Annotated in this window: 27 protein-coding genes; 17 read left to right on the top strand and 10 right to left on the bottom strand. The window is 66.0% G+C overall.

Annotation, left to right across the window (positions count from 1 at the left end; genetic code table 11):
* Nucleotides 1-12: 12 nt before the first annotated feature.
* The 6 genes from AC3A6X_RS05235 to AC3A6X_RS05210 form a co-directional block, all read right to left on the bottom strand.
* Nucleotides 13-1335, bottom strand: coding sequence for a TRAP transporter large permease (locus AC3A6X_RS05235; protein ID WP_487841162.1), 1323 nt, complete (start codon nucleotides 1333-1335; stop codon nucleotides 13-15).
* Between the two features lie 26 nt (nucleotides 1336-1361).
* Complete coding sequence (locus AC3A6X_RS05230) at nucleotides 1362-1880, bottom strand: TRAP transporter small permease subunit (protein ID WP_487841161.1); 519 nt, start codon at nucleotides 1878-1880, stop codon at nucleotides 1362-1364.
* An 18-nt stretch (nucleotides 1881-1898) separates the two neighbouring features.
* A complete protein-coding gene (locus AC3A6X_RS05225; protein WP_487841160.1) occupies nucleotides 1899-2993 on the bottom strand; it encodes a TRAP transporter substrate-binding protein in 1095 nt (364 codons plus the stop codon).
* Entirely contained in the window at nucleotides 2990-4084 is a 1095-nt protein-coding gene (locus tag AC3A6X_RS05220) for a glycerol dehydrogenase (RefSeq protein ID WP_487841159.1), read from the bottom strand. The genes AC3A6X_RS05225 and AC3A6X_RS05220 overlap by 4 nt, the downstream gene beginning before the upstream one ends.
* Before the next feature lie 3 nt (nucleotides 4085-4087).
* Nucleotides 4088-4990, bottom strand: a complete 903-nt coding sequence (locus AC3A6X_RS05215; protein WP_487841158.1) for a TauD/TfdA dioxygenase family protein — start codon at nucleotides 4988-4990, stop codon at nucleotides 4088-4090.
* Nucleotides 4991-5144: 154 nt separating this feature from the next.
* Nucleotides 5145-5891 (bottom strand): GntR family transcriptional regulator, encoded by a 747-nt coding sequence (locus AC3A6X_RS05210; RefSeq protein ID WP_487841157.1) that lies wholly within the window; start codon nucleotides 5889-5891, stop codon nucleotides 5145-5147.
* A 168-nt stretch (nucleotides 5892-6059) separates the two neighbouring features.
* On the opposite strand from AC3A6X_RS05210, the gene AC3A6X_RS05205 reads away from it, so the two are divergent.
* The 5 genes from AC3A6X_RS05205 to AC3A6X_RS05185 all read left to right on the top strand — a co-directional run bounded on the left by AC3A6X_RS05205 (nucleotide 6060) and on the right by AC3A6X_RS05185 (nucleotide 10255).
* Nucleotides 6060-6773, top strand: a complete 714-nt coding sequence (locus AC3A6X_RS05205; RefSeq protein WP_487841156.1) for a GntR family transcriptional regulator — start codon at nucleotides 6060-6062, stop codon at nucleotides 6771-6773.
* A 198-nt stretch (nucleotides 6774-6971) separates the two neighbouring features.
* Nucleotides 6972-7913 carry a TauD/TfdA dioxygenase family protein gene (locus AC3A6X_RS05200; protein ID WP_487841155.1) on the top strand — a complete coding sequence of 314 codons (942 nt, stop codon included), beginning with the start codon at nucleotides 6972-6974 and terminating at the stop codon, nucleotides 7911-7913.
* Nucleotides 7914-7925: 12 nt separating this feature from the next.
* Complete coding sequence (locus AC3A6X_RS05195) at nucleotides 7926-8636, top strand: SDR family NAD(P)-dependent oxidoreductase (RefSeq protein WP_487841154.1); 711 nt, start codon at nucleotides 7926-7928, stop codon at nucleotides 8634-8636.
* A 96-nt stretch (nucleotides 8637-8732) separates the two neighbouring features.
* On the top strand, nucleotides 8733-9236 hold the full coding sequence (locus AC3A6X_RS05190) for a 2,4'-dihydroxyacetophenone dioxygenase family protein (protein WP_487841790.1): 504 nt from the start codon (nucleotides 8733-8735) through the stop codon (nucleotides 9234-9236).
* A gap of 47 nt (nucleotides 9237-9283) precedes the next feature.
* Complete coding sequence (locus AC3A6X_RS05185; RefSeq protein WP_487841153.1) at nucleotides 9284-10255, top strand: tripartite tricarboxylate transporter substrate binding protein; 972 nt, start codon at nucleotides 9284-9286, stop codon at nucleotides 10253-10255.
* 844 nt (nucleotides 10256-11099) lie between these two features.
* Here AC3A6X_RS05185 and AC3A6X_RS05180 read toward each other — a convergent pair.
* Together AC3A6X_RS05180 and AC3A6X_RS05175 are read right to left on the bottom strand one after the other, a co-directional pair.
* A complete protein-coding gene (locus AC3A6X_RS05180) occupies nucleotides 11100-11567 on the bottom strand; it encodes a PaaI family thioesterase (RefSeq protein WP_487841152.1) in 468 nt (155 codons plus the stop codon).
* 18 nt (nucleotides 11568-11585) lie between these two features.
* Nucleotides 11586-12470, bottom strand: coding sequence for a beta-keto acid cleavage family enzyme (locus AC3A6X_RS05175; protein ID WP_487841151.1), 885 nt, complete (start codon nucleotides 12468-12470; stop codon nucleotides 11586-11588).
* 261 nt (nucleotides 12471-12731) lie between these two features.
* Between AC3A6X_RS05175 and AC3A6X_RS05170 the strand changes: the two genes are divergently transcribed.
* The 4 genes from AC3A6X_RS05170 (at nucleotide 12732) to AC3A6X_RS05155 (ending at nucleotide 16151) form a co-directional block, all read left to right on the top strand.
* Complete coding sequence (locus AC3A6X_RS05170; RefSeq protein ID WP_487841150.1) at nucleotides 12732-13709, top strand: fumarylacetoacetate hydrolase family protein; 978 nt, start codon at nucleotides 12732-12734, stop codon at nucleotides 13707-13709.
* On the top strand, nucleotides 13679-14728 hold the full coding sequence (locus AC3A6X_RS05165; protein WP_487841149.1) for a fumarylacetoacetate hydrolase family protein: 1050 nt from the start codon (nucleotides 13679-13681) through the stop codon (nucleotides 14726-14728). The genes AC3A6X_RS05170 and AC3A6X_RS05165 overlap by 31 nt, the downstream gene beginning before the upstream one ends.
* Before the next feature lie 56 nt (nucleotides 14729-14784).
* Nucleotides 14785-15351, top strand: coding sequence for a cupin domain-containing protein (locus AC3A6X_RS05160; protein WP_487841148.1), 567 nt, complete (start codon nucleotides 14785-14787; stop codon nucleotides 15349-15351).
* Nucleotides 15352-15569: 218 nt separating this feature from the next.
* On the top strand, nucleotides 15570-16151 hold the full coding sequence (locus AC3A6X_RS05155; RefSeq protein WP_487841147.1) for a TetR/AcrR family transcriptional regulator: 582 nt from the start codon (nucleotides 15570-15572) through the stop codon (nucleotides 16149-16151).
* Between the two features lie 20 nt (nucleotides 16152-16171).
* On the opposite strand, the gene AC3A6X_RS05150 is transcribed toward AC3A6X_RS05155, so the two are convergent.
* Together AC3A6X_RS05150 and AC3A6X_RS05145 are read right to left on the bottom strand one after the other, a co-directional pair.
* On the bottom strand, nucleotides 16172-17026 hold the full coding sequence (locus AC3A6X_RS05150; protein ID WP_487841146.1) for an ABC transporter substrate-binding protein: 855 nt from the start codon (nucleotides 17024-17026) through the stop codon (nucleotides 16172-16174).
* A 27-nt stretch (nucleotides 17027-17053) separates the two neighbouring features.
* Nucleotides 17054-18034, bottom strand: coding sequence for a Bug family tripartite tricarboxylate transporter substrate binding protein (locus AC3A6X_RS05145; protein ID WP_487841145.1), 981 nt, complete (start codon nucleotides 18032-18034; stop codon nucleotides 17054-17056).
* 284 nt (nucleotides 18035-18318) lie between these two features.
* Between AC3A6X_RS05145 and AC3A6X_RS05140 the strand changes: the two genes are divergently transcribed.
* From AC3A6X_RS05140 to AC3A6X_RS05105, 8 genes are all read left to right on the top strand, one after another.
* Nucleotides 18319-19266 (top strand): VOC family protein, encoded by a 948-nt coding sequence (locus AC3A6X_RS05140; RefSeq protein ID WP_487841144.1) that lies wholly within the window; start codon nucleotides 18319-18321, stop codon nucleotides 19264-19266.
* A gap of 9 nt (nucleotides 19267-19275) precedes the next feature.
* Nucleotides 19276-19626, top strand: coding sequence for a Rieske (2Fe-2S) protein (locus AC3A6X_RS05135; RefSeq protein ID WP_487841143.1), 351 nt, complete (start codon nucleotides 19276-19278; stop codon nucleotides 19624-19626).
* A gap of 22 nt (nucleotides 19627-19648) precedes the next feature.
* The gene (locus AC3A6X_RS05130; RefSeq protein ID WP_487841142.1) at nucleotides 19649-20818 is read left to right on the top strand and encodes an MFS transporter; all 1170 of its coding nucleotides are present in this window, start codon (nucleotides 19649-19651) and stop codon (nucleotides 20816-20818) included.
* A gap of 26 nt (nucleotides 20819-20844) precedes the next feature.
* The gene (locus tag AC3A6X_RS05125) at nucleotides 20845-21957 is read left to right on the top strand and encodes an FAD-dependent monooxygenase (protein ID WP_487841141.1); all 1113 of its coding nucleotides are present in this window, start codon (nucleotides 20845-20847) and stop codon (nucleotides 21955-21957) included.
* Nucleotides 21958-22030: 73 nt separating this feature from the next.
* Nucleotides 22031-22945, top strand: a complete 915-nt coding sequence (locus AC3A6X_RS05120; protein ID WP_487841140.1) for a LysR family transcriptional regulator — start codon at nucleotides 22031-22033, stop codon at nucleotides 22943-22945.
* A gap of 134 nt (nucleotides 22946-23079) precedes the next feature.
* Entirely contained in the window at nucleotides 23080-24099 is a 1020-nt protein-coding gene (locus tag AC3A6X_RS05115) for a dihydrodipicolinate synthase family protein (RefSeq protein ID WP_487841139.1), read from the top strand.
* Nucleotides 24100-24161: 62 nt separating this feature from the next.
* Entirely contained in the window at nucleotides 24162-25112 is a 951-nt protein-coding gene (locus tag AC3A6X_RS05110; protein WP_487841138.1) for a Bug family tripartite tricarboxylate transporter substrate binding protein, read from the top strand.
* Nucleotides 25109-26146 carry an ornithine cyclodeaminase family protein gene (locus tag AC3A6X_RS05105; protein WP_487841137.1) on the top strand — a complete coding sequence of 346 codons (1038 nt, stop codon included), beginning with the start codon at nucleotides 25109-25111 and terminating at the stop codon, nucleotides 26144-26146. The genes AC3A6X_RS05110 and AC3A6X_RS05105 overlap by 4 nt, the downstream gene beginning before the upstream one ends.
* The last annotated feature ends 1 nt before the right edge of the window (nucleotide 26147 follow it).

The raw sequence follows: 26147 nt of genomic DNA, 5'->3' as shown, positions 1-26147 counted from the left end.
GGGTATGGACGCCTACTGGCCGAGCACGTACTTGGGCAGCCAGGTGATGACCTGCGGCGCAAAGGCGCAGATCAGCAAGCCGAGCCCCTGCAGCGCGATGAAGGGCGGCGACGACTTGTAGATGTCCTTCATCGTGATGCCCTTGGGAGCCACCGAATTCAGGTAGAACAGGTTGTAGCCGAACGGCGGCGTGAGATAGGACATCTCAAGATTGATGATCAGCATGCCGCCGTACCACAGGGGATCGAATCCGAGCGCCACCACGATGGGCAGGAAGATCGGCGTGGTCAGGAAGATGATGCCGATCGGGTCCATCACCATCCCGAGCAGGAATAGGATGACCATCATGATCGTCATCACCACCCAGGGCGAAAGGTCCGTACCGATGAGCAGGCCGCGCACCAGCTTGTCGCCGCCGATGCCGGCGTAGACCGATACGAAGACGAGCGACGCAATGGCGATCCAGATCACCATCGAGGTCGACTTCAGGGTTTCGCGTGCCGCGTCTGCGATGTCGCCCCAGCGCAGACTGCGGCGCGCGAAGCCGATCACCATGCTGCCGACCGCGCCGACCGCCGCTGCTTCCGTGGGGCCTGCGATGCCCGTGAACATGGCACCCAGCACCGCCAGGACCAGCAGCGCCACGGGCACGATGCCCAGCAGGCTTGCGATTCGCTCGCGACCGGTGATGCGGGCGCGTTCCTCGGCCGGCATTGCAGGGCCTGCCGCCGGGTTGATCCAGCACTTGAGCAGCACGTAGGCGATGAAAAGCGAGGCGAGCAACAGGCCCGGCATCAGCCCGGAAAGGAAGACCTGGCCGACCGAGAGGTTGGCTAGGCCGCTGTAGACGATGCCCAGCACCGACGGCGGAATGAGCTGGCCGAGCGCGCCGCCCGCGAGGATGGTACCCATCGACATGTGCTTGTCGTAACCGCGCGCGAGCATCGCCGGCAGCGCGAGCGAACCCATGGCGAGCACGCCCACCGCGCTCACGCCGCTCATCGCCGCGATGATCGTGCAAGCCAGCACGGTGCCGACCGCAAGGCCGCCGCGTAGCGGGCCGAACAGCACATGAATCGCGTGATACAGGTCGTTGGCAACGCCGGCCTTGTTGAGGATGCCGGCCATGAACATGAAGAACGGAATCGAGACCAGTGTGTAGTTGAAGGTGGCGCTCTTCACATGGCCCGCCAGCAGGTGCAGCGCCATCGGCCCCCATTCGAAATAGCCCACCACCACGGCCACGCTGCCGAGCGCGAAGGCCAGCGGAACGCCCAGGAAGATGAGCGCGAATAGCGACCCGAACAGGACGACCGTGAGGAGTTCGACACCCATTGATTGATACCCAGTGGAAGAGAAAGTCAGCCGGCGACGCCGCTGTCAGGCTTGACCGCGTGTGCCGGATCCACATAGGCGCGCACGATCAGCGATACCGCCTGCAACAGCATGAGTGCGGCGGCCACCGGCGCGGCGGTGAGGACGGGGAAGATGTAGGGCGCCCACGGACTCTCCGCGCGCTCGCGGCTGGCGATGGCGTCGAGCGCCTGTTCGCCGGTAAACCACAGCAGCACTGCGAGATAGAAGATCGTGACCACCAGGCCGATCACATCGGCCCGGCGGCGGGCGCGCGGCTTTAAGCCGAGCAGCAGCAGGTCGACCCGCACGTGCCCGCCGTGCAGCAGCGTGTAGCCGCCGCCGAGCAGGAAGGAGAAGCCGAACAGGATCTGCACCGATTCGTTGACCCAGACCGTCGGGCTGTTGAACGCGTAGCGTGCAACCACCTCGATCATGGTGATGAGCAGGCTGGGCAGGATCAAGAGGGCCGCCAGGCGGCCCACCCATTCGTTGAGGCGATCGATCGCGTCGCAGAGTTGCCGCATGGGGGAGTCTGGCCAACGTCAGTTCGCGCGGTATCCGAGCTTCCCCAGGAACTTCAGCTGCGAGTCGAGCTTCTCAGCGTAGTCCTTCGATTCGACAGCATACTTGTCCTTCATGACGGCCAGGCGCGCGTTTTCCATCTTGCGCATCTCGCTATCGGGCCATTTGACGAGCGTGACGCCGCTCTTCTCGAGCTTGACCATCAGCTCTTTCTCCTCGGCCACCGCCGAAGTGTTGTAGTCCATGCTGGCGACCTTCAGCGCCTCTTCGATCTTGGGCTTCAGGTCGGCCGGCACCTTGTTCCACGCGGCCTGGCTCACGATCCAGTCGGACGTGCCCCCACCCGAGTACGACGGCACCGAGATGAACTTCGCCACCTCTTGCAAGCCGAGGCCGAAGTTCACCGGCATGGTCGTGAACTCGACGGCGTCGACCACGCCGCGCTGCAGCGCGGTGTAGACCTCCTCGCCGGGCAAGGCGACGACAGAAGCGCCGAGCTTGGCAAAGCCGTCGGCGGCAAGGCCCGCCGCGCGCACCTTGAGGCCCTTCAGATCGTCGGTGCCCTTGATCGGCTTCTTCGACCAGATCTGCTCGCCCAGCAGGGGCGAAACGCCGAGGAAGTGCATGTTGTGCCGCGCCACGATCTTGCGCATCAGCTCCGAGCCGCCGCCCTCGTAGAACCAGTTGTAGCCCTGAAGCGCATTGACTTCGGCCGGCCATTCGTTCACCGCCTTGAGTGCCGGCTCCTTGCCGCTGAAATAGACAAGGTAAGTGTGGCCGATATCGAGCGTGCCCTTGCTCACCGCATCGACGACAGTGGCGCTGCTCATCAGCATGCCGGCCGGAAAAGTCTTGACTTCGACGCGACCGCCGGTGCGTTGATTCACTTCCTTCGCAAAGCGTTCGACGAGATTTTTGTATTCGGTCGTTCCGGCGCCGGCGACGCTTTGCAAGCGCCAGGTGATTTCGGCGGCATGTGCGCTGAATTGCGGCAGCGTGAAGCACGCAGCTGCAAGGCAGGAGGAGACGAGGGCGCGGGTGTTCTTGAACCGGTTCATGGGTACCTCATATATTCCAGGTTGATGGCGGGCGAGGACAGAAAGCGCAGGGCTCACGCTGCGACGCAGAGCTGCTCGAGACGCACCATCGCTTCGACGAGGTCGCCTTCCGAAAGCCGGCGTTCGAAGTTGCGGATGTGCGGTGCGGTAAGGGTGAGCGCGGCAATCGTGGACAACTGCCGCGCAGAAGGCGCGGCAAGGCCGAGCTCGGGCAAGCCTGTGGGCAGACCCACGGCGCGGTAAAAGTCGAACTGCTCGGCCATGAAGGCATCGGAGCGCTTCTCAAGCACGAACTGGACGAGCAACGCGTAGGCCACCTGGCGACCATGCAAGGCGCCTGCAGTTTCCGGCACGGCCGTCAGGCCACGCGTCATGGAATGCGCGACCGACAAGCCGGTGCCCTCGAAGCCGATGCCGGCCAGCAGGATGCAAGCTTCGATGAGCGCCTCGAAGGCCGCGTTGGGCGCGCGGGCACGCGCTGAGGCCAGGCCGGCGACCGCATGACGACGCACGATCTCGTCGCACGTCTCTGCAAGCTTTGCCGCGAGCAGCGTCGCCTGGCCGCCGAACAGGTTGAGCCCGGCAGCGCCAATGCACTGCGCCGCCTCGTAGCGCTTGACGATCGCGTCGCCGATGCCCGAGACCAGCAAGTCGACCGGCGCCGCAGCGAGGATCGCGGTGTCGACCACGACCGCGTCCGGGTTGCGCGGCAGCTTTTCGACGCTCAGCAGACGGTGATGCTCGTCGTAGAGCAAAAAGACGCGGCTGGTGGGGCCGTCATTCGAGGGCGACGTCGGCAAGGTGATGAGCGGCGTGCCGAGGGCGCACGCCACGGCCTTGCCCGCGTCCACACCCTTGCCGCCACCCGCGGCGATCACCACCTCCGGCTGCCACGCCTGCTGGGCGCTGGCCATGCGTTCCACACTGGCGGGCGTGAGGTCGCCGGTGAACGAGACGGACGAGAACGCGAGCCCACTGGCTTCGACGCTTTGCCGCACGCGCGGCGCGAACAGGCGCTCGACGGCGGCGTCTGAGACGAACAGCACGTTCCGGCCCAGTCCTGCAGCGATGTCGCCGATACGCAAGGACGCGTCCGGCCCTTGGACGTACAGCGCCGGCGCGCCGAGGATGCGAAGGGTGTCACCCATCGTTCAGGCCTCGACCGGAACGGCCACACCGGCCATCTCGCATGAGTTGGCGGGCTCCGAGACGGTGGCGCGCTGCATGTCGCGCTTCCAGCGCAGGTCGTCGAACTCCGTGCCGCGGTGCATGGTGCAGCGGTTGTCCCAGATCAGCAGGTCGTGCTGGCGCCAGCGGTGGGTGTAGACAAACTGCCGCTGCGTGGCATGCGCTGTCAGCGTCTCCAGCAGTTCGGCGGCCTCGGCGTCGGGCAGGCCGAACACGCGGCCGGCGTGCGACGCCAAGTAGAGCGACTTTCGGTCGTTCTCGGGAATCGTGCGCACCATGACCTGGGGCACCGGCGGCAGCGCGGCGAACTCTTCGTCCGAGAACGCGGTGAAGCCCAGCTTGGCGCGCGAGGTGAAGATCGAATGCTCCACGATCAGGCCGTCGATGCGCTTCTTCATCGTCTCCGGCAGTGCATCGTAGGCCGCGCGCATATCGGCGAACTCGGTGTGGCCCCCGATGGGCGCTACCGTGCGGCCGTACAGCAGCGACGCCTTGGCAGGGATCTTGCGGAAGGTGCTGTCTGTGTGCCACAGGCGGTTGCCCAGCTGGAACATGCGCTGGCGGCTGGTTTCGCCCCAGACCTTGTTGTCGGCGTCAAGGTTGGAGACATCGGCGATGTCTTCGCGAATGCGCAATGCCTCGTCGGTGCGGTGCTTCTGGATGGTGGTTTCCAGTGGGCCGAAGATCGTCGCGAAGTCGACGTGTTGCTGTTGCGTCATCGTCTGCTCCGGAAAGATCAGCACGGCGTACTTCCAGAACGCCTCCTTGATCGCTTCCCGGTCTTCGAGCGACAGCGGCCGCGACAGGTCAACGTCGCCGATTTCGGCCACAAAGTTGGATGCAACGGGGTAGATGCTCAGCGCCATGGTCCTTGTCTCACTTCGTGTTTGCGATGCGATTTATCTCGTGGAACATTATTGGAACACTACTGGCATGCCACAAATGTCAGGACAAACCCTTGGTCGCTCATCTCGTTCAGACGAGAGCGTTTGCGAAATGAGGAGAGGCCGGTGCCTCGAACTAAGGCCCCGGGTTCGACGCGCCCGGAAGCGTGGCCTTGGCGAACGCAAGCATGTAGTCGATCAACTCGTCGGAGGCCTTGCCGGCAGCCTCCGCATCGCCCAGCACGACGGCCTTGGCCACCGTCAGATGCAAGCGCGCCGTATCGAGTAACTGTCGATCCTCATGCAGATGACAGAACCAGAATCGGCGCGAGACCGAATGAAGTGTCGTGGCGATGCCTGCAGCGACCGAGTTGCGTGCACTGTAGGCCACGCAGCGGCTGCGCTGCGCATCGAGCCGCAGGAAGGCCCGCACATCTGAGTGCGCCACGGTTTCCTCGATGGCTTTCGCCAGGGCTGCGATGGCCTCTCGCTCGGCTGCGGTTGCACGTTGGGCCGCAGACCGTGCGATCAGGCGGTCGACTTCGCGCCGGGTCTCGAGCACCTGAAACTGCAGGCCCACATCGACAGGCGTCACCACCACGCCGCGCCTTGGCATGATCTGCACCAGATACTCCCGCGAAAGGCGATGCAATGCCTCGCGGATCGGCGTGGTGCCGATCCCGATGCGGCGGCTCAGGATCGCTTCTGACACCACCTCGCCCGGCGCGAGCTCCGCTGTGACGATCATCTCCTCCAGCTGCCGATACGCGTCTTGCATGAGCGTTGTCGCGGCCGCGCCGTCCTGCTCCGTCACTCGCCTCTGCACGGCCACCGCTGACTTCATGACTTCAGTGCCGGCTGTCGCCGTCGCCGCCTTCTTCATACCTGCCACGCCTCCTCTGGTGAGCCGGCTCCGAAGGGTGCCGGACAGGCGGCGATTTTGCCCCGGTGCGCGCGGGGGCGGGCGGACGCGAGCTTGCCATCGCTATAGTCGCCGGCTTGGTCGGCCGCACGATGCTGCCGATATCCTGGGCATAAGCAAAAGGCGGAAATGAAGATGGCGAGCGCTGCGGACAGCGTGATCAATCCAGGCGGCACGGCGGTCAGCCCCTCCAGCGACGGATCGCAGAACACCTTGACAAGCGAAGCGTATCGACGACTGGAGGAGATGATCGTCACGCTGGAACTGGCACCCGGTTCCGTTGTATCGGAGGCCATCCTGAGCCGGCAGATCGACATCGGCACCACGCCGATCCGCGAGGCATTGCATCGCCTTTCGCGCGAGTATCTGGTGCAGATCATGCCACGGCGCGGCGTGGTGGTGACGCCTGTCGATGTGCGCCTGCAGTTCGAGATTCTCGAAACGCGACGCGAGCTGGATCGTCTTCTAGCCGCAGCGGCGGCAAGCCGCGGCAGCAGCGCAGATAAGGCGGCGATCCAGTCACTGGTGGCGCCGACCGAACAAGCGGCAGAGGCTCTCGATATCAAGGAGTTCCTGCGCCTCGACGCTCAACTCAACCTGCTGCTCGCGCGCGCCGCGCGCAACACCGTCGCGGCCGAAACCGTCGCGAGGCTCCATTCGATCTCCAGGCGCTTCTGGTTCTTCCACGTCGATGCGCCGCGCCATCTACCGGTCACCGCCCGATTCCACGTCGAAGTCGTTCGGGCTGTTGCTGCGGGCGACGCCGCCAGCGCGGCCCAGGCTTCCAATCGCCTGATCGACCACCTCGTGGAATTCGCGAGGCAGACGCTGCCACACGCCTGAATTTCGGACGGGTGCCTTGCGCGCCGCCGGCTTCGGCGCCGGACTCGGGTTTACGAGCTTGCCAACTGGGCATTGTGGGCAATTGCACTGGAATATAGTTGGCATGCCAGTGATATGCCAGAATTCTCCGACCCCTGCGATGGCTTGATCTTCAAGGCAGCAGGCGGGCGCTCCGTCCACCGTCCACCCTGAGGAAATATGGAACAAGCTGAAATCGTCGCGCGACCCGTGGTCACGAAGCTCAACCCGGCGCTGGGCGCCGAACTCACCGGAATCGACCTTTCCCTGCCCATGGATCCTGAGCAGATCCAGGAATTTCGCGATGCACTGGATACCTACGGCGTGCTGTGCTTTCGGGACCAGAAGCTGAGCGAGCAGCAGCAGATTGCCTTCACCGAGCAGTGGGGTTCGCTGGAAGATTTTCCGGAGGAGAACAAGACCGTCGCCGCGTCGACCGTCTACAACGTGGCCAATGTGTCGGCACAGGGCGAGCACCTTCCCGAGACCGACCATCGCGTGATCTTCCAGAAGGTCAATGCGCTGTGGCATACCGACAGCTCCTATCGCTATGTGCCCGCATACGCCTCGCTGCTGTATGGCATCGAAGTGATGCCCGACGACGCCGTGGGAGGACGCACCGGCTTCTCCAATATGGCGCTGGCCTATGAAGCGCTCCCGGACGACTTGAAGACCAGGATCGAGCCGCTGCACATGGTCCATTCGTATGAGCACGGCCGCCGGATGTTCGCTTCGCTGCCGCCGCTCTCCAACTTCGAGAAGAACGCCGTGCCCCCGGTCAGCCACCCGCTGGTGCGCGTTCATCCGGATGGTCGTCGCTCGCTCTTCATGACCGCCAACGCGGGCAACGAGATCAGCGGCATGCCACTGGAGGAAGGCCAGGCCCTGCATCGCCAACTGGTCGAGCATGTCTCGCGACCCGAGTTCTGCTACTTCCACAAGTGGAAGAAGGGCGACCTGGTCGTGTGGGACAACAGGACCACGCTCCACAAGGCCGAGGTCTACGACATGGCCCGTTACCGCCGCGTTTTCCGGCGCACCACGCTGGCGGGCGACGGGCCGGTCCTTGGCCCGTACTCGCATGCGGTGCTGGCGCGCGCCAAGGCCTCAGCCGCCAAATAGGAAGCCCGCACGATGCTGTTCGATTTCAGTGGGAAGGCCGCGCTGGTCGCCGGTGGCACGAGCGGCATCGGCCTCGCGATTGCCGAGGCGCTGCGCGAGGCAGGCTGTGCCGTCACCGGCGCCGGCCTGATCGGCAAGGAGCCGCCCGGTGCGTCCGGGATCGCGTTCGAGGCCATGGACGTGACCGACGCCAGCTCGATAGACCGCGTGGTCGCGAAGTGCCCGACGCTGGACATCGTGGTCAACGCCGCCGGTGTCATCCGCCGCGGCGAGGAGCATGACCCCGAGGTGTTCCGGCAAGTGATCGACATCAACCTGAACGGCGCGATGCGAGTGGCCGCCGCGACGCGGCAGCGTTTGGCCGCGAGTGGTGGCAGCCTGGTCAACATCGCCTCGATGCTCAGCTTCTTCGGCGGCGGGCTGGTGCCGGCGTACAGCGCCAGTAAGGGCGGCATTGCGCAACTGACCAAGAGCTTGGCGATCGCCTGGGCAGCCGATGGCGTCCGCGTCAACGCGGTGGCGCCGGGATGGATTGCCACGCCGCTGACCCAGGGGCTGCAGGACGACGCTGCGCGCAGTGCCGCGGTGATATCTCGCACCCCCATGGGCCGATGGGGCCGGCCCGAGGACATCGCGGGCCCGGTGATGTTCCTTTGCTCGAGCTCTGCTGCCTTCGTCACCGGCATCGTGCTGCCCGTCGACGGCGGCTATCTCGTCGCCTGATTTCCAACAACGAGAACCTCAACGATGAACACTTCGACCCTTCCTGCGGCACCGCTTCCGGATGACGCCGCCCCCTCGCGCGCCGGCGGGCTCGACATGTCTCGCATGCCCTACCAGCTCCCGTTTCCGCAAGGCGTCGCGAACGAGATCGTCGTCGCCGCAGTCGTCCCGGAGGATGAGCGCGTGTGGGTGCCGCAGATGGAGAACGTCTGGTTCCGTCCGCTGTGCCTCAATACCGTGCAGGGCTATTGGGTCAACCTCTTGCGTGTGCGCAAATCCGGCGTGTTGAGCCGGCATCGCCATCCGGCGCCGGTGCATGGCGTGGTGTTGCGCGGTGCATGGCACTACCTGGAGCACGACTGGAAGGCGAAGGAAGGCTCGTATGTCTTCGAGCCGCCCGGCGAGACGCATACGCTGGTCGTGCCCGAGGACGTGCCCGAGATGATCACGCTCTTCCACATCACGGGCGCCATGATCTATGTCGATCCCTTCGGCCGCCAGACCGGCTACGAAGACGTCTTCACCAAGATCGACATGTGCCGTGCCCACTACACGGCCTGCGGCCTGGGCGCCGAGTACGTCGACCAGTTCGTTCGCTGAACGCGATCCGAGATCTTCAAGCTTCGAATCACCACCGAGACAAACCCATGATTCAATTTCACCGCCGCACCCTCGTCGCCTCCATGGCGCTCGCCGCCGCCTCGCTCGCCCCAGGGCTCGCGCTCGCAGCCGACTACCCGAGCCGCCCGATCGAGCTGGTCGTTCCCTTCCAGCCCGGCGGCGGAACCGACGCGGTGACGCGTGCATTCGGCGTCGCGGCGCAGAAGCACTTTCCGAAAGGTGTTGTCGTCGTCAACAAATCCGGTGCCAGCGGAGGCATCGGATGGACCTACATGATGAACGCCAAGCCGGATGGCTACACGCTGGGTGTCGTCACGGTGGAGATGGTGATCCTGCCGCACCTCAACCTCTTCAATCGCACCTACGCCGACGTCACGCCGATCGCACAGCTCAATGCCGATCCGGCGTCGATCGTCGTGCGCGCCGACTCGCCCTACAAGACCATCGAGGAGTTCATCGCCGCGGCGCGCAAGGAGCCCGGCAGGATGGCGATGGGCACCTCCGGCAACGGGTCGATCTACGACATCGCCGCCGCTGCCTTCGAAGAGAAGACCCAGCTGCAGTTCAACCGCATCCCGTACCAGGGCGCCGCGCCGTCGATCCTCTCGCTGCTCAGCAGTCAGATCGATGCGGTGACTGCCAGCCCCGGAGAGGTGGCCGCCCACGTGGCCGCCGGCAAGCTGCGCATCCTGGCGGTGATGGCGGACAAGCGCCTCGACGAGTTCAAGGACGTTCCCACGATGAAGGAGAAGAACGTTGACCTGTCGATCGGAACCTGGCGCGGCATCATGGGGCCGAAGGGCCTGCCGCCGGAGGTCGTGAAGATGCTCAGGACCTCGGTTGCGGAGATTGCGAAGGAACCGGAACTCCAGAACGCCCTGAAGAAGCTGAACCTCGGGTACGTCTATGCCGACGACGAGGGCTTCAAGGCCGTCATGGCACGCGACAACAAGGTCTTCAAGGACATGATCCCTCGTCTCAAGATTGTGACCAACTGATTCCGCGGGGCCGCGGCCTGGCGCACCTTCCCACTGTGTTCCCGGCAGGAAAAGGGGAAGCGTCTTCGCGTGAACCTGTCGGGCTCCTTGAGCTACTCCTGCGGTGCCGAAGTTTAGAGAATCTTCGCCAGTCCAACGTCCTAGTCGAAAATGTCCGCAGCCTTGGTAATCTTGCGCACACGGTTCGGCGATCGCTGTTTTCCATGTACCAGTCGACGCGACCAGATGAAGCGCGGCGCGTCAATCCGAGGAGGGTAGTGCTGTATTGACGTCAAGCGGGCCGTGCTGCGGCGAGGTCCGTAGTAAGGCCCATCTTGCCCTCGGCGACGGAATTTCCTGCGTGGCAATGAGTGCTGCTGCGGCCAGTTTGGCAAGAGGACGTTGAACGGCTTCTTTGCGAAAACTCGGTGCCCATGGGAGCGAGGCAACGTCGCACGCTTTAGCGGGTCCGGAAGCAAAAACCACGATCATCGTGGAGCGGCGGTTGGAGCCTGGCCAGTGGCCTGTGCCTTGCCGTGCTCCACTGCTTCTTGATCGCGTCGTCTTTCTTCTGGGCCTCGGAATCCCGATGCCGGTTGGAAACCAAGCCGGCGGTTCCCGTCCCTCAGCCTCGGCTTCGCGATGCCGCGGAATTGACTTGGCCACTGGAGCCGCCGCTTCGAGTCGGATCCGGCACACCAGTGGATGCGGGATCTCTTTGTTGGCCTCTTCAAGGACAAAGGACGCTGATGGCGCATTGATGCGCACTTGTCGAGGTGCACTGCAGCGGTTGTAGGAAGTTCCGGCGAACACGGCTGAAACCCGTTGCGTGCCGGTTTCGCACGCAGCCGAGGGCACCGGCCCGTCACGCCCGTACCGGCACGACAGCAAGCGACGAGGTCGCGCTCGCGACCAGGCGGGAGCGCTCTGCGTCATACAGCTTCGCGTGTGCGAAAGCGATCTGCCGCCCGACCCGATCCACCCCCGCCACCGCAATGAAATGACCCTCCTGGCCAGCGCTTTGCATGTTGACGGTCAAGCTGATGGTGGCGCATGTATAGCCAGGCTTCAGCTGCGACAGGACACCCATCGCCATGGCGAGGTCCAGCATGTTCGCCAGCGTGCCTCCGCCCACCACGCCGTTGCCCTGCGTGGCATGTCGTGGTGCGGTGAACCTGATCACCAGTTCGTTCTCCCCACTCTCCACCAACAGGGCCGACAGGCTGGCCAGGGCAGGATTGACCTCCAGGGGGACGTACCGGCGCCTGGAAGCCACTGCGCCTGCCACGTACGCTCGGGTGGGGTTGTCCTCCTCCAACAGGGTTTCCGACATCTCGCGCTGCTCCACGGGTCACCCCAGCAGGGTGGTTCGCGCGTGGTCGGGCGTGGCGACTTCGTACCCGAGGTCCCCGATGATCCTGGCCGCTTTGGCAACGAGCTCCGCGTTGTCGCGCGCCAGCTTGCCCGGCGAGACATACAGGTTGTCCTCGAGGCCGACCCGCACGTGCCCTCCCAGGATGGCGGCGATGGCGACCATCGGAAACTGGTCTTGGCCGACGCCGAAGGCGCTCCAACGGGCGCCCGGCGGCAGCAGGCGCTGCATCTCGGCCAGGACGGTCGGTGTGGCAGGTGCGCCCCAGGGCACTGACATGCACAGCTGGAAGTAGGCGCTCTTCGGGATGGCGCCAGTCGCGATCAGGTGACTCGCCAGGCGGGCGTGCCCGAAGTCGAAGACCTCCAGCTCCATGGTGACGCCGCACGCCTGGATCTCCGAGGCCATTTCGCGCAGGTGGTTCGCGGGATTGACGAAGACCGCGTCGCCGAAGCTCATGGTGGCGACGTCCAGGCTGCAGATGTCGGGCTTGAGCCTGATCACGTGCGCAACCCGCTCGCGCGGTGTCATGAGTTCGGCATCGGGGATCGATTCGACCCGGAACGGCGCATCGGTCGGCACCGTCAGCATCGTGCCCGGACCCGTCGTGAGATTGATCAGCACGTCGCAGCGGGAGGCGCGGATGCGCTGCACGACCTCCTCGTAGTAGGCGAACTTTGTCGAGGACTTGCCGGTCTCCGGTTCGCGCACGTGAATGTGGACGATGGAAGCACCGGCGCGCGAGGCATCGATGGCCTGGTCCGCAATCTCTCGAGGCGAGGCAGGGACGGCGGGATTCTTCGTTCGGGTGTCCCCGGCCCCGGTCAGGGCGCAGGAAATGATGACGGGGAGGCGCTTGCTCATGGAATGGCTGCCGAGGGGTTAAGGAGGAGGGGAGGCCTGGCTGGAATCGCGTTGCGTGATCGCGTCTTGCCGAATCTGTTACGATACGAGCCGTATCGGTCTCTACTATAGGCGCAGGCCTTGGCTGCGTCAATGGGGTGCGAGGACAGTCTCTCCCTTGCAATCCCTAGGGTAAACACCAAAGAGTCGAGTTAGAAACGAGACGTACAGTATCGCAATAATCAACTTGCAGGAGTCACTGTGAAGCTCGGAAGATTTGTCGTGCAGGGACTCGATGGTCCGGTTCAACGCATTTGCATGGTGCTGCCGGACCAGTCCCGTGTCATCGATCTGCGTGCGGCGGAGGTATTGCGGCAGCAGTCGCGCGGCGCCAGCCGCGAGGCGGCGCTGCGCTACGCCTCGGCCGTGTTCCCGGAAAGCATGTCGGCAGCCATCTCGCTCGGTGAGCAGTTCCTCGAGACGGCGCACGAGGCGGCGACCCGTCACGGGGACGATGCCTCGAAGCCCTTCGAAGGGCTGCATTGGGCCGCAGCGTGTGACCCATCCGTCGTGCGCGACGGCCTCACCTTCGTCAAGCACATCCGGCAGTTCCACGAGCGCATGAAGCTCACGCCCGCGCCGGCGTTGCTGCAGGTTCCCGGCTACTTCAAGGGCTCCCCCTGGACCGTGATCGGGCACGAGGCCGAGGTGCCGTGGCCGGCGCGCGCCGAGAAGATGGACTACGAGCTGGAGATCGGCTGGGTCATGGGGCAGACCGCCCACAACATCACGCCCGACACCGCCCGCTCGCATCTGTTCGGCGTGACGATCTTCAATGACTTCTCGGCGCGCGACCTGCAGGCCAACGAGTTCGCGATCGGCATGGGGCCGACCAAGAGCAAGGACTTCGCCTATGGCATCGGACCTTGGATCACGACGATCGACGAGTTCCCGCACCTGGACCGCATCCGCATGGCCGTTCGGGTGAACGGCGAGACCTGGGGGGAGGGCGACACTTCGGAGATGCTGTGGAGCGTCGAGGAGCTGATCGCCTACGTGTCGCTGGGCGACCATGTGCAGCCGGGGGACGTGATCGGCTCTGGCACGATGGGCAACGGCTCGGCGCTCGAACTCGGCCGCAGCCTCAGCCCGGGCGATGTCGTGGAACTGGAGGTGTCGGGCGTGGGCCTCCTGCGCAACCGCATGGGCCAGCGCGAGCAGGGCACCTGGTGGCCGACGCCGCGCGAGCCTTTCATGTGAGAAAGGCGATGACGACCTTTTCCCTGGGAACCTTCTCGCACGATCGAGGCGAACGATTCGCTGCCATGTGCATCGGGGATCGCGTGCTGCCCTTGCATGCGCTGCATGCGCAGGCGCTGCGCTGCGGGGCCGGTTGGTCCGAGCGGGCTTCCGTGCTGGACCTGCTGCAGGATTGGGATCGCAACCTGGCGGTGCTGCGCGCGCTGCGTGAGCGAATCCCCGCGAAGCACGGGCTCGAGCTGCCCATGTCCCGCCTGCGGGTGCATCCCCCCGTGGACCTGCCGCGCCAGGTGCTGTGCACCGGGGCCAACTATCGCAAGCACGTCGTCGACCTCACGCTCGACATGGGTGTGGGGCCGGAAGGTCTCGAGGGGCCGGCGCTGCGCAAGTGGGCCGAAGACATGATGGACCAACGGGCCGCGCACGGCGAGCCGTACGTGTTCCCGAAGTTGCCTTCGGCCATCACGGGGGCCTTCGATCCGGTCCTGCTCCCTGCAACGACCCAGAAGCCGGATTGGGAGCTGGAGCTCGCCGTCGTCATCGGCCGGCCGGCCCGGAACGTGCGTCGCGAAGAGGCGCTCGACCATGTCGCCGGGTATGCGATCGTGAACGACGTTTCGGCACGGGACCTGATCGCCCGCACGGACTACAAGATGCTTGGCACCGACTGGCTGAGATCCAAGTCTGCCCCGAGCTTCATGCCCTTCGGCCCTGTCCTGGTGCCCGCATGCTTCGTGCCGGATGCGCAGAAGCTGCAGATCACCCTGAAGCTGAACGGGCAGACCATGCAGGATGAATCGACGGCCGACATGCTGTTCGATGTGGCGCGGCAGATCGAGTACATCACCGCGCATGTCCAGCTCTGGCCCGGCGACCTCGTCGCGACCGGATCGCCTGCGGGGAACGGCACGCACTACAACCGCTTCCTCCGGGACGGCGATGTGATCGACGCAGAGATCGAAGGTCTGGGCCGCCAGCGCAATGTGTGCGTGCGGCCGCCGACACCGACCCCGGTCTGATCGTGCACCCCGACATACGAACAACTTGAACTATCGCCACCAGAAAGGACCTCGGCGTGAACACTGAAGCAACGATCGAGAAACAACACGAGAAGACCCAGGCGCATTCGCGACCGGTGCGCCGCATCGTCACCGGCGAGAACGCGCAGGGCAGGTCCATCTTCGTGTCGGATGGGCCGGCGCCGAATCACACGACGGATCCAAACACGCCGTTCGCCCAGGTACTGTGGGTGACAGGCGAAGCCTCCGCGCCCGGTCCCGATCCGGCTCCCGCCGGACAGGCGTTCGGTTTTCACTCCAAGGGGGGATCCCTCCTGCGCGTGGTCGACTTCCCGCCCGATGAGACCTACGAGCCGGCTCAGCTGGCGCGCTTCCTCGACGACCATGGGGTGCGGGACAAGGGCAACGCCCGCCACTTCTGGTTCCACAAGACGCAGTCCCTGGACTATGCGATCGTCCTGGAGGGTGAGATCCATGCGCTCATGGACGAGGGCGAGACGCTCATGCGCGCCGGCGACATCCTGATCCAGAGAGCCACCAACCACAGCTGGGCGAACCGTTCCGGCAAGCCTTGCCGCATGGCCTTCGTGCTGCTGGACCTTGAGCCCGGCGCGAAGGTGTGAGTCCGCAGAGACGGTCCCCTGCGGCGGGGTGCCCCGTCCCAGATAATGGGGCCGTCCTAGCAGCCATCGGGAATTCCTTGCCTACCAGAACCTCGTCCCAAGGGGCCGCAGCCAAGGCTCGCGGCCGCTCCCCAGCCTCCTCCTCTGCGAGGCTCGGCACCGCCCCGGGCCCGGCCGCCCCCCGTCCTCCCGGGCGCGCGCGCAGCGATGCATCGCGCATGGCCATCCTCGATGCGACGCTGAAGCTCCTGGAGACGACGCCCGTGCAGCAGATCTCGATCGAGTCGATCGCGCGCGAGGCCGGCGTCGGCAAGGCCACCATCTACCGCTGGTGGAACTCGAAGGCTGCGGTGGTCATCGAGGCGTTCCTGCACACCCACGTGAGCCATACGCCCATGCCGAAGGATGTCAGCCCGCGCGCGGCGCTCACCCGCCATATCCACCGGCTGGTCGAGGAGTACAGCGGCTGGTCGGGTCGGATCGTCTCGCAGATCATGGCCGAGGGCCAGGGCGACCCGGATGTGCTGCGCGAGTTCCGTGAACGCTTCTGGTACGGGCGGCGGGCGGTGGTCCGCGAGGTGGTCGAAGAAGCGCGCCGCCTGGGCGAGTTCCGCACCGACCAGGAAACGGAATTGCAGATGGACATCCTGTATGCGCCGATCTACTTCCGGCTTCTCATGCGGCACCTGCCGCTGGACAAGAAGTTTGCGGACGACCACTGCGCCGCGATCATGCAGATGCTGGCACCGGCGGAGAAGGAGGCCGGCGCGGTGCCCGCCAGGAAGCGCAAGCTCGCCTGAGGTGCCCGCGCGAGGCAGCTTCAGCCCGCGGGCAGGGCCGAGACATCCACCAGCTGCTCGTACGTGGTGTCGGCACCGGGCAGGCTGCAGCGGCGGCGCTGCTCGATGAGAAGCTCGATTCCGGTGCGATCCGGGCGCAGCGAGACGGGCGTGGCACGAAGCATGGCACCCACCACCGAAGCAGAGAAGCCTGCCCGCGCCATTGCTTGTCGCGCCGCCTCCGGGTCGCTGGCCGTTCGCCGGCGCGCATTCTCGAGGCCGCGCAGCCAGGCGGAAAGAGCAGGGCGCAGCCGCTCCAGGGCGCCCGCCCTTACCACGAGGCCTTGCCCCGGGAAAGCGGCGTAGCGCTCCTGCACGGTCGCGATGCGGTTGAGGCCGGCCTCGAGTGCCATGGCATCGAAAGGAGGGCCCAGCAGGGTGGCGTCGCCGCGCCCGGCGACGATCGCATCGTGCCGTTCCTTCACGCCGCCTACTGGCTCCAGCGCATAGGCCTGCGGACCAATTCCCTCTTCGGCCAGCATGGCGCGCAGGGCCACGACAAAGCCGTTGCGGGGCGCGTCGACGAGGATGGTGGCGGCGCGCAGGTCCTCGAGCCTGGCGCGCCCTCGCTGCCCGACAAGGGTCAGCGGGGTCGTGCGCTCCAGCTGCGCGACAACGCAAAGATCCTGCGGTCCCTGGCGCAGGTTCCAGTCCATGACGTTGTCCATGGCCGTGACCACCGCGTCTGCCTGGCCGGACGCCAGCGCCTCGAACTGAGCGTCGGACGACGGATTGCGCTCGACCTGGAGGGCCACGCCTGCCGTGAGCGCCAACGCCTCGGCCACCACGGCCACAGGGGGAGGAACGAACCAGAGAAGTCGAAGTGTGGGAGACATGGGATGGCGTGCTCGGCACTTCCGTCGTCAGGTCAATTCGAGCTTGATGCCGGAACGCTTCACCACCGGAATCCATTTCGCGCGCTCAGCGCGGATGTAGGCCGAGAATTCCGCGGGCGTGCTCCCGACGGGCTCGCCGCCGTACTCGTGGTATCTCTGAACGACCTCCGGCTTGCGTGCCAAGGTGGCGCATGCGGCGGCGACCTTGTCCAGCACGGCCTTGGGCGTGCCTGCGGGGGCCATCAGTCCGAACCATGTCGAAGCGTCGTAGTCCGCGACGCCCAGTTCCTCGTAGGTCGGCACGTTCGGAAGCAGAGGGTGGCGGCTCTTGCCCGTGACCGCCAGCGCCTTCAGCTTGCCCGCCCGGATATTGCTCATGGATGCCGCCAGGGCGTCGAACATCACCTGCGTCTCGCCTGAAAGCAGCGCCGCGTAGGGGCTGGTCGTGTTGTACGGGACGAACTGGTAGCTGCTTCCTGTGATCGCACCGAACCACTCCCCCAGCAGGTGCTGGAAGGTGCCGATGCCGAGGGTTCCCGCGGGAATGGCTCCGGGCCTGGCCTTGGCCAGCGCCACGAGTTCCGACGCCGTCGAGGCCGGCAGGCTCGGGTGGGCGACGAGCACGCTGCGCAAGGTGGTGAGCTGGCTGATGGCGTCGAAGTCGGTGGGCTTGTACGGAAGCCTCGTGTACAGCTCGGACATGTAGCACAGCGAGCTCGGGATGCCGATGAGCAGGGTGTGGCCATCGGCAGGCGACTTGGCAGCCAGCGAGGTGCCGATCGTCGTCGCGCCACCGGGGCGGTTGTCGACGAACACCGGCTGCCCCAGCAAGGACGTGAGCCCCGCGGCCCAGAAGCGTGAATCGGCGTCGAGCCCGGAGGCGGGCGGGTTGGCGACGATGATGCGCACCGGCTTGCTCGGGTAGTCCTCGGCCAGCGACTTGCCAGCAAAAGCAGTCATCAGCATCCCGGCGCCGGCTCCCAGCGCCTGTCGTCTCGAGATCGTCATGGATCGTCTCCGTAGTTGGGGCGCCTGCATCGAGTCGCCTGATCGTTGTTGCAGATAATACAAGACGAGCCGTATTGAAAATACCGGGGAAACCCCGTAGGCGCGGCGCGTGAGACGCTCGCCCTCTGTTTGGCGGGAGGGGTGCCACAGAGGAGCTTTCGAGCGCGGCGGGGCAACAAGGGTTTGTCCTTAACTTATATCGAGACGATGCGTATAGTATCGCTGCAATTCAGACCTGCAGCCGCTGGCCGCGGAGCCTTCCAACTCTCGAAAAGGAAACAAGGATGAACATCCTCGGACCTGATTCCCTGGTCTTCGGCGTCGACGATGTCGGTGCCTGCATTCAGTTCTTCACCGACTACGGTCTGACGCCGGTCGGCGTCAGCGAATCCGGCGGGCGCTTCGAGGCGATCGACGGCACTTCGATCGTCATCGCACGCCGCGACGACCCCTCGCTGCCGGCGCCGATGGAAACCGGAACGATGCTGCGCAAGACGATCTACGGCGTCGCGGATCGTCAGACGCTGGACGCCATCGCCGACGAACTCGGCCGCGATCGCGAGGTGAAGCGCCTGCCCGATGGTTCCATCGAAGCGTCCGACGACCTGGGTTTCGTTCTCGGCTTCCAGGTCACGGTGCGCCGCAAGATCGACGTCCCGGGTGAAGCCGTGAACTCGCCCGGCAGCCCGCCGGGCCGCGGCCCCAACATCCTCGGGGCGAGCGCCGATGCCGAGCACCGGCCCCTGACCCTCTCGCACGTGGTGTACTTCGTGCCGGACCAGGCCAAGGCCGCCAGGTTCTACATGGACCGGCTGGGCTTCCGCTGCACCGACCGGTTCACCGACGCCGGCAGCTTCCTGCAACCCGCGGGAACGCTGGACCACCACACGCTGTTCCTGATCCAGACGCCGGCTTTCATGAAGGGCGTGGAGCACTTCACCTTCCACCTCTCCGGTCCGACCGCGGTGCTTCAATGCGGCTCTCGTCTAGTCGCCAAGGGCTACCAGAGCTTCTGGGGCCCCGGCCGCCACAAGTTCGGGTCCAACTGGTTCTGGTACTTCAACAGCCCTGTGGGCTGCCATGTGGAGTACGACGCGGACATGGACCTGCACGACGACACCTGGGTCGCCCGCGAAGCACCCATGCAGGTTGATGAATCGCAGATCTTCCTGTTCCAGCACCGGGAGAAGTGGGCGCCGGGTGGCCCGCCGCCCGCCGGCCAGGCGCATTGAAGAGCCGGCATGCAAACGTACCTGTGCAGGCTCGATGACCTCGCCGATGGGACGGCGCGCGGCTTCGATGCCGCAGGCACGTCGCGCAAGCCCATGTTCGTGGTCCGGCGCGGCGACCAAGTGAGGGGCTGGTTGGACGCCTGCCCGCATGTGGACGGCGCGCCGCTGGCCTGGCGAAAGGACGCCTACCTGAGCGCCGACGGACGTTCGATCGTCTGCTACGGGCACGGTGCGGTGTTCGACATCGACACCGGGGTCTGCACCCTGGGACCGTGTCTGGGGCAAGCGCTCACGCCTGTGAGGGTGGAGCGCGACGAGGAGGGGGCGCTGTGGATCACTTCACCACGCGCTGCCGAGTGAAATTCTTACGAAGGGGCTTGCCATGAATTCGACAGACAACCTGCGGTCGCGGATCGCTCTGATGGCCGCGCATTGCGCGGGAATGGTGGACATCGTCGCGCTGCCCGTGTGGGTCGGCACGCTCATCGCACGCTTCGGCTTCGACCCGCAGCAGGCAGGCGCGCTCGCGACCTTGTTCCTGGCGGGCGCCGTCACGGCGAGCCTGGTGGTGGCACCGCGTTTCAACCGCTTGCGCGGCCGCTGGATCGTCCCCGTCGCCTACGCCGCTTCGGCCGCTGCATTCCTGGCCTGCATGCGCAGCAACCAGTTCGAAACGCTGGCCCTGCTGCATGCATTGGGCGGCCTGGCCACCGGCGTCGGGTTAAGCATCACGCATGGCACCGTCGCCCTCACGCGCAATCCGCATCGGATGTTCGGCTTCATGCAGGTGGCGGTGGGTGTCTTCGGCGTTGCCTACATGGCAGCCGCGCCCCAGATCGTCGCGGCGGTCGGAGGCCCTGGGCTCTTCGCCATCTTTGGCGGCATCATGCTCGTGGCGTGCGCCATCACGGCCCTGGCCTTTCCGAACGTGCAACCCACCCGCGTCGCGGCAGAGGTGCATGTTCCGAGAGCGGCTGCGCTGCCGAAGGCCGCATGGTGCGCCATGGCCGGCATCAGCCTGATGAACGTGACGCAGGCCATGGTGTTCAGCTTCCTGGAGCGGATGGGCGCCGATCGCGGGTTCACGCCGTCCAATCTGCAGTTCGTGCTCATCGCGGTGGGGATCGTCAACCTCGCGCCGGGTGCCGTCGCTGCCTTCCTCCAGCACAAGCTGGCTGCCCGCAAGGTCGTGCTCGGCGGCGCAGTGGCGCAGGCGGCTCTGGCGGTGGCGCTGGTTTCGAGCACGGCGTTCCCAGCCTATGCAGCGGCAGGCGCCTTCTTCGTCTCTGCGGTGATCTTCACCCACATCTTCACCTTCGGGGTACTGGCCAAACTGGATCCGTCCGGGCGGGCCCTTTCCGCGACGCCTGCGATGCTGATGATCGGTTCGGCCATTGGCCCGGTTCTCGGCGGAACCCTGGTCAAGTTCTTCGGCTACGGAGCCATCGGCTGGGCCGCAGTCGCCATTGATGCCGTTGCCTTCTGCTTCTATCTGCAATTGCGCAGCAGCGCCGCGCAGCCCGATGCGCAGGCGGCAAGAGCGCAGGCATGAATCGAGTCATTGAAAAGGAGACACTCATGAACAAAGCCAAGCGGGTGCTGGTGGTCGGAAGCGGCATCGGCGGCGCGACGGCGGCCTACGCCCTGGCCAAGGCAGGCCTGGAGACGCATTGCATCGACATCCAGCCGGTCAGGTCGACGGTCGGCTCGGGCATCTGCCTGCTTCACAACACGATGCGCGCCCTCGCGGAGATCGGCCTGGCCGAGCCTTGTCTCGACAGCGGCCTGCGCTTCGAAGTGTTCAAGCAACACGACGCTGCCGGGAAGCTGCTCATGTCGAACGCGACACCACCCGGCATCGGCATCCGCCGTCCGGAACTCGCCCGAATCCTCGAGACCGCGGCGAGCGAGGCCGGAGCGAAGATGGAGCGTGGCCTCACCGCCAGGTCCGTGAGCGATCGCGGCGACCGCGTGGAAGTCGTTTTTTCCGATGGGCGCGAGGCGGCGTACGACCTGGTGGTCGCGGCAGACGGCGCCTATTCGAAGCTGCGGGAACAGTTCTTCGGACCCGAGCATCGGGTGTGGTTCGCCGGCCAGAGTGCCTGGCGCTTCAATGCGCCCCGGCCGCCCGAGGTCGATGGCTTCTGTCTTTACCGCTCGCCGGACGGCAAGCGCGCCGTGGGCGCGCTGCCCACGTCCAAAGAGGCGTGCTATCTGTTCTTCCTGGAGAACAGTGCCCAGCACATGCACTGGCCGGACGATCAGTTGGATGTCCTCGTGCGCGAGCGGCTGGCCGGTTTCTCCGCCCCCGTGATCCAGGATGCACTGGCGCAAGTCACCACGCCCCAGCAGGTCCTGGTCCGCCCCTTCGATGTCACCCTGGTGCCTGCACCGTGGCACCGCGGACGGGTCGTGCTGGTGGGCGACTCGGCGCACTCGCCGACGCCGCAGATGACTTCCGGCGGCGGCATGGCCATCGAGGATGCCGTGGTGCTCGCCCAATGCATGAAGGCCCAGCCCGACGTGGAGGAGGCACTGCTCGCCTATACGGCGCGGCGCTTCGAGCGGGTGTCGACGGTGTGGAACGCCTCGCTGCAGCTGTGCAAGTACGAGCAGGATCCCGTGCCGAATCCGCAGCGGTCGGCGGCACTCATGCTGCAGACGTACCAGTACCTGGGCCAGCCCATGTGACCGCGCCCGGGCAGGGTCCACCTGCACACCGGAGCCCGGCCGTCCGCAGTTGGGCGCGGCGAGAATTGCGGGCATGAAGCCCATCATCGACGCCGGCTGGCATCACTTCGTCAAGGTTGCGGAGCTGGGGTCGGTCTCGCGCGCGGCCGTGGCGGCGGATGTTCCGCAATCCGTCGTCAGCCGGCATATCGCTCAGCTCGAGCGCGATGCGGGTTCGCCCCTGTTCCGCCGGACCGGGCGCGGCGTCGTCCTGACGGAACTCGGGCAGCAGCTGTATCCCCGGATCAAGCGGCTGATCGCCGAATCGGAAAGTTTTGCCGACGAGGTTCGCGCCAGCCGGGGCGTGCCGGTCGGCGACGTGCGCCTGGGACTGCTGCCTTCAACCGTGCCGGCGCTCGCCGGCCCGCTGTACCAGCGTGTGCTGAAGCAGTTTCCGCAGGTGCGCTTGCACCTGACGGAAGGCTCGAGCTCGCAACTGCAGGAAATGCTGGACCAGGGTCGATTGGATCTCTCCTTGCTGCTGCGCGATGGTGGCGAGGCGAGCGCGGACGAGCCGGTCCTGATGGAGGGTGCCTTGTGCCTCGTCGTCGCCAGCAGCGATCCGCTCGCCGGCCGTCAGGAAATCCGTTTCGAGGAAGTTGCCAGGCTGCCGCTGGTGCTCCCCGGCGAACCCCATCCCTTGCGCGAGAGGCTGGCCTTGCTGGCGCGCAAGCGGGGCCTGACGCTGCGGATTGCGGCGGAGGCGAACTCGATCCGATTGCAGCACGAGGTGGCGGCGTCCGCTGCCGGCTATGCGATCACCTCCCTTTCCATCGCGCCGCACGACCGGAATCGCCTCGTTGCCTTGAAGATCGTGGAGCCGGTGCTCGCACGTGCCGTGGTGCTCGCGGTGGCACGCCACCGTCCGCACACGCTGGCCACCCGCGAGATCCATGGGCTGCTGCTGTCGATGGCGCCGGACATCCTGGCCAAAGGCGAGGCCGCCTGAGCTTTCGTCCGAGCGCATAGCTGCTATCGCGCGCGCCCCCTCGCCCCTTGCGCACGGCGAACCTACAGTCTTGTTGCGTTCCGTGCCGCGACTCCTGCGGACACGGCGGCTATCCCTGACAAAGCGAGACCACCATGCTTCCTTACAAGCGCGCAGACGCCCGGGCCTGGGCCCGGGAGAACCTGATCGGCTGCTCGGCCGTCACCATTCCGAGTTATTCGGCCGATCTCAAGCAACTCAACGAGCGCGGCATCCGTCACGACGTCGCGCTCGCCAAGGAGCTCGGATTCAAGCACACGCTGCTGTGCACTGAAGTCGCCATCACGCCGGAGGAGAACGCGAAGTTCACGGCCTGGGCGGCGGAGACGGCCGGCCCCGGCTTCGGCCTGTTCTTCCATGCGTCCTTCAACACGCTAGCGGAAAACATCGAGGCCGTGAAGCTGGCGGAAGACGCCGGTGCCACCATGGTGCTGCTCTCGTATCCCGCGCAGTTCTGGCCCACCACGGAGCAGGAGGTCTACGACTACACCAAGCAGTTCTGCGACGCGACCAAGCTGGCCGTGATGCTGTTTCCGCTGCCGGCCTGGGGCTTCGAGCGCATCCATCCGGCGGGCATGTCGGTGGCGTTCGTGCGCCGCCTGCTCAAGGACTGCCCGAACATCGTCGCGATCAAGTCCGAGCAGGGCTTTCCGCTGCCCGCCGGCATCTGCGAGATGTACTACCACTTCCGCGACGAGGTGGTGATCAGCTGCCCGATCGAGGGCGATGCCATCCCGCTCATGGGCGTGATGAAGATGCAGTTCTCCGGCACCAGCAACACGCAGTGGATGAGTCACTACTACCCGCGCGCATTCGAGCTGGCCCGCAAGGGGGAATTCGAGCAGGCGATGGAGATGTACTGGAAGGTCAACCCCGCGCGCGGTGCGAATGCGGCGGCGACCCAGGCCTACATCGGCGGCACCTCCTTCCTGAACCGGACCATGTGGAAGTACCAGGACTGGCTGGCGGGCTTCAACGGCGGCCCGCTGCGCGCGCCGGCGATGCGCATTCCCGACCGATTCATGAAGGTGCTTCGCCAGGGGCTGGTGGCTTCCGGACTCCCCGTGACCTCCGATCCGGACAGCGCATTCATGGTGGGGCGGCATCCCTGCTGAGCGAAGCGCCAGGACGGCCCTGCACGTCCTGACATCGGCCCAACAGAACTGGAGACGACACCATGACGCACCTTGCACGCCGCGCCTTCCTTGGCGGCGTCGGCTGCTTCCTGCTTTCATCCGCCGGCGCCGCCGAGGTGGTCCGCGTGATCGTGCCCTACGGCGCGGGCGGCATCACGGACATCGGTGCGCGCGTCATCTGCGAGCAGCTGGGCCAGGCCTTGGGCCCGCCCGTGATCGTGGAGAACCGGCCGGGCGGAGGCACGCGGATCGGAACGTCCGCGGTGTTCGCGGCAAAGCCGGATGGCAACACGCTGCTGCTCACCAACATTGCCTACAGCATCCTCCCGCTGGTCGACCCGTCGGTGAAGTACGACGCGGCGACGGCGGCCGCGCCCGTGGGAATCGCCTCGGTGTACCCGATCGCGATGGTCGTCAATGCGGCGCTGCCCGTGAAGACGCTGCAGGAGTTCATCGACTATGCGCGCAAGAACCCCGGCAAGTTGAGCTATGGCAGCGCCGGCCCCGGCAGCGGGGCGCATCTGGGCGGCGAGCTGTTCAAGGCCCTGACGGGCACCTACCTCGTCCACATTCCCTATCGGTCCACCGCGAGTGCACTCACCGAAGTGGCGGCTGGACGCATCGACCTCACCTTCGATGCCACCGCCATCGAGCTCGCCAAGACGGGGCGGGTCAGGATCCTGGCGGTGTCGGGCACCGAGCGCGACCCGCGGATGCCGGACGTGCCCACCGTGGCGGAAGCCGGGCTGAAGGGCATGGAGACGGCCTCCTGGCTCGGCCTCTTCGCCCCGCTCGGCACACCCGCGCCCGTGATCGAGCGCCTGAACCAGGCGCTGAGCGTCGCCGTGCAGAACGAAGGACTGAAAGCGCGCTTTGGCGAACTCGGAATGCTCCCGCGCTCCGGACCTCCGAGCCTGCTGATCGACCAGGTGCGCCACGACACCCAGCTGTACCGGCGCGTCATCCATGAAGCCAAACTGAAATTCGAATGAACACCTCCGACCTGAAATCACCCGTGAGCACCGGGGCCGATGCGCCCCTGTTCGTCTCTTCCGAAACGGCTGCTGCCGTCTTCCAATGGCGGCCCGCCGTGCGCGCCCTGCAGGAAACCTACGCAAGGCCGCTGGGGCCCCAGGCCGTTCCTCGACGCACGATCGCTGCAGGGGCGGCGGAGCGCGCCTCGCTGCGGACCATGACCGCGGTGCCGCCAGGATCGCGCTACTACGGCGCCAAGCTGATGGGCATGGCCTTCGGCCCGGCCGGTCGGCAGCTCGAGTACGTCGTCGTGCTGTTCGACGCGACCACGGGCTCACTGGCCGCGATCGTGGACGGCAACCTGGTCACCGCCTATCGCACCGCCGCCACATCCGCAGCCGCACTGGACCGCCTGGCGCCGCAGGGAGCGGCCCGCCTCGCCGTCCTGGGAAGCGGCCTGGAAGCACGCATGCACACGCTGGCCATCGCCTCGGTGCGCGAGCTGCACGAGATCCGGGTGTTCAGTCCGACGCCGGCCAAGCGCGCAGCCTTCGCGGCCGAGATGAGCGCCGAGCTGGGCATCCCGGCGCGCGCGGTCGAATCGCCTGCCGAGGCCGCAGGCGGCGCCGACATCGTGCTGGCTGCCGCCCGCTCGTATGGCGAGAAACCCATCCTGCGGGGCGCCTGGCTGGAGCCCCATGCGACGGTGGTCTCCATCGGGTCGACGCTCCCCGATCAGCGGGAGGTCGACAGCAGCGTGGTGGCGCGCGCCGGCCTCATCGTCTGCGACAACGTCGAGGAAGTGCTCGAGGAATCCGGGGACATGCTGGCCGCCCGCAAAGACGGCGCCGAACCCGATGCGAAGTGCATCAGCCTCAATGACCTGCTGGCCGGCAAGGCGGACCGTCCCGCAGGCGGAATCGCCATGTACAAGTCCGTCGGTTCGGGCCTGCAGGACGTGGTCGTCGCCGGGATGATCCTCGACCTTGCCCGCGCTGCCGGACTGGCCACGCCCCTGCCTATCCATTTCGAAACCAAGCGCATCGGCTGAT

The sequence above is a fragment of the Variovorax sp. Soil_C_12 genome (assembly GCF_057657375.1).
The sequence above is the reverse complement of the archived record's forward strand: the minus strand, read 5'-3'. Positions and strand labels throughout refer to the sequence as shown.

Coding starts and splice junctions, on each gene's coding strand:
- AC3A6X_RS05120 (WP_487841140.1), top strand. CDS start 22,031: ATGAAGCCCATCATCGACGCCGGCTGGCATCACTTCGTCAAGGTTGCG.
- AC3A6X_RS05125 (WP_487841141.1), top strand. CDS start 20,845: ATGAACAAAGCCAAGCGGGTGCTGGTGGTCGGAAGCGGCATCGGCGGC.
- AC3A6X_RS05200 (WP_487841155.1), top strand. CDS start 6,972: ATGGAACAAGCTGAAATCGTCGCGCGACCCGTGGTCACGAAGCTCAAC.
- AC3A6X_RS05230 (WP_487841161.1), bottom strand. CDS start 1,880: ATGCGGCAACTCTGCGACGCGATCGATCGCCTCAACGAATGGGTGGGC.
- AC3A6X_RS05190 (WP_487841790.1), top strand. CDS start 8,733: ATGTCTCGCATGCCCTACCAGCTCCCGTTTCCGCAAGGCGTCGCGAAC.
- AC3A6X_RS05235 (WP_487841162.1), bottom strand. CDS start 1,335: ATGGGTGTCGAACTCCTCACGGTCGTCCTGTTCGGGTCGCTATTCGCG.
- AC3A6X_RS05110 (WP_487841138.1), top strand. CDS start 24,162: ATGACGCACCTTGCACGCCGCGCCTTCCTTGGCGGCGTCGGCTGCTTC.
- AC3A6X_RS05185 (WP_487841153.1), top strand. CDS start 9,284: ATGATTCAATTTCACCGCCGCACCCTCGTCGCCTCCATGGCGCTCGCC.
- AC3A6X_RS05150 (WP_487841146.1), bottom strand. CDS start 17,026: ATGTCTCCCACACTTCGACTTCTCTGGTTCGTTCCTCCCCCTGTGGCC.
- AC3A6X_RS05155 (WP_487841147.1), top strand. CDS start 15,570: ATGGCCATCCTCGATGCGACGCTGAAGCTCCTGGAGACGACGCCCGTG.
- AC3A6X_RS05220 (WP_487841159.1), bottom strand. CDS start 4,084: ATGGGTGACACCCTTCGCATCCTCGGCGCGCCGGCGCTGTACGTCCAA.
- AC3A6X_RS05130 (WP_487841142.1), top strand. CDS start 19,649: ATGAATTCGACAGACAACCTGCGGTCGCGGATCGCTCTGATGGCCGCG.
- AC3A6X_RS05210 (WP_487841157.1), bottom strand. CDS start 5,891: ATGAAGAAGGCGGCGACGGCGACAGCCGGCACTGAAGTCATGAAGTCA.
- AC3A6X_RS05135 (WP_487841143.1), top strand. CDS start 19,276: ATGCAAACGTACCTGTGCAGGCTCGATGACCTCGCCGATGGGACGGCG.
- AC3A6X_RS05145 (WP_487841145.1), bottom strand. CDS start 18,034: ATGACGATCTCGAGACGACAGGCGCTGGGAGCCGGCGCCGGGATGCTG.
- AC3A6X_RS05180 (WP_487841152.1), bottom strand. CDS start 11,567: ATGTCGGAAACCCTGTTGGAGGAGGACAACCCCACCCGAGCGTACGTG.
- AC3A6X_RS05175 (WP_487841151.1), bottom strand. CDS start 12,470: ATGAGCAAGCGCCTCCCCGTCATCATTTCCTGCGCCCTGACCGGGGCC.
- AC3A6X_RS05105 (WP_487841137.1), top strand. CDS start 25,109: ATGAACACCTCCGACCTGAAATCACCCGTGAGCACCGGGGCCGATGCG.
- AC3A6X_RS05215 (WP_487841158.1), bottom strand. CDS start 4,990: ATGGCGCTGAGCATCTACCCCGTTGCATCCAACTTTGTGGCCGAAATC.
- AC3A6X_RS05195 (WP_487841154.1), top strand. CDS start 7,926: ATGCTGTTCGATTTCAGTGGGAAGGCCGCGCTGGTCGCCGGTGGCACG.
- AC3A6X_RS05115 (WP_487841139.1), top strand. CDS start 23,080: ATGCTTCCTTACAAGCGCGCAGACGCCCGGGCCTGGGCCCGGGAGAAC.
- AC3A6X_RS05205 (WP_487841156.1), top strand. CDS start 6,060: ATGAAGATGGCGAGCGCTGCGGACAGCGTGATCAATCCAGGCGGCACG.
- AC3A6X_RS05140 (WP_487841144.1), top strand. CDS start 18,319: ATGAACATCCTCGGACCTGATTCCCTGGTCTTCGGCGTCGACGATGTC.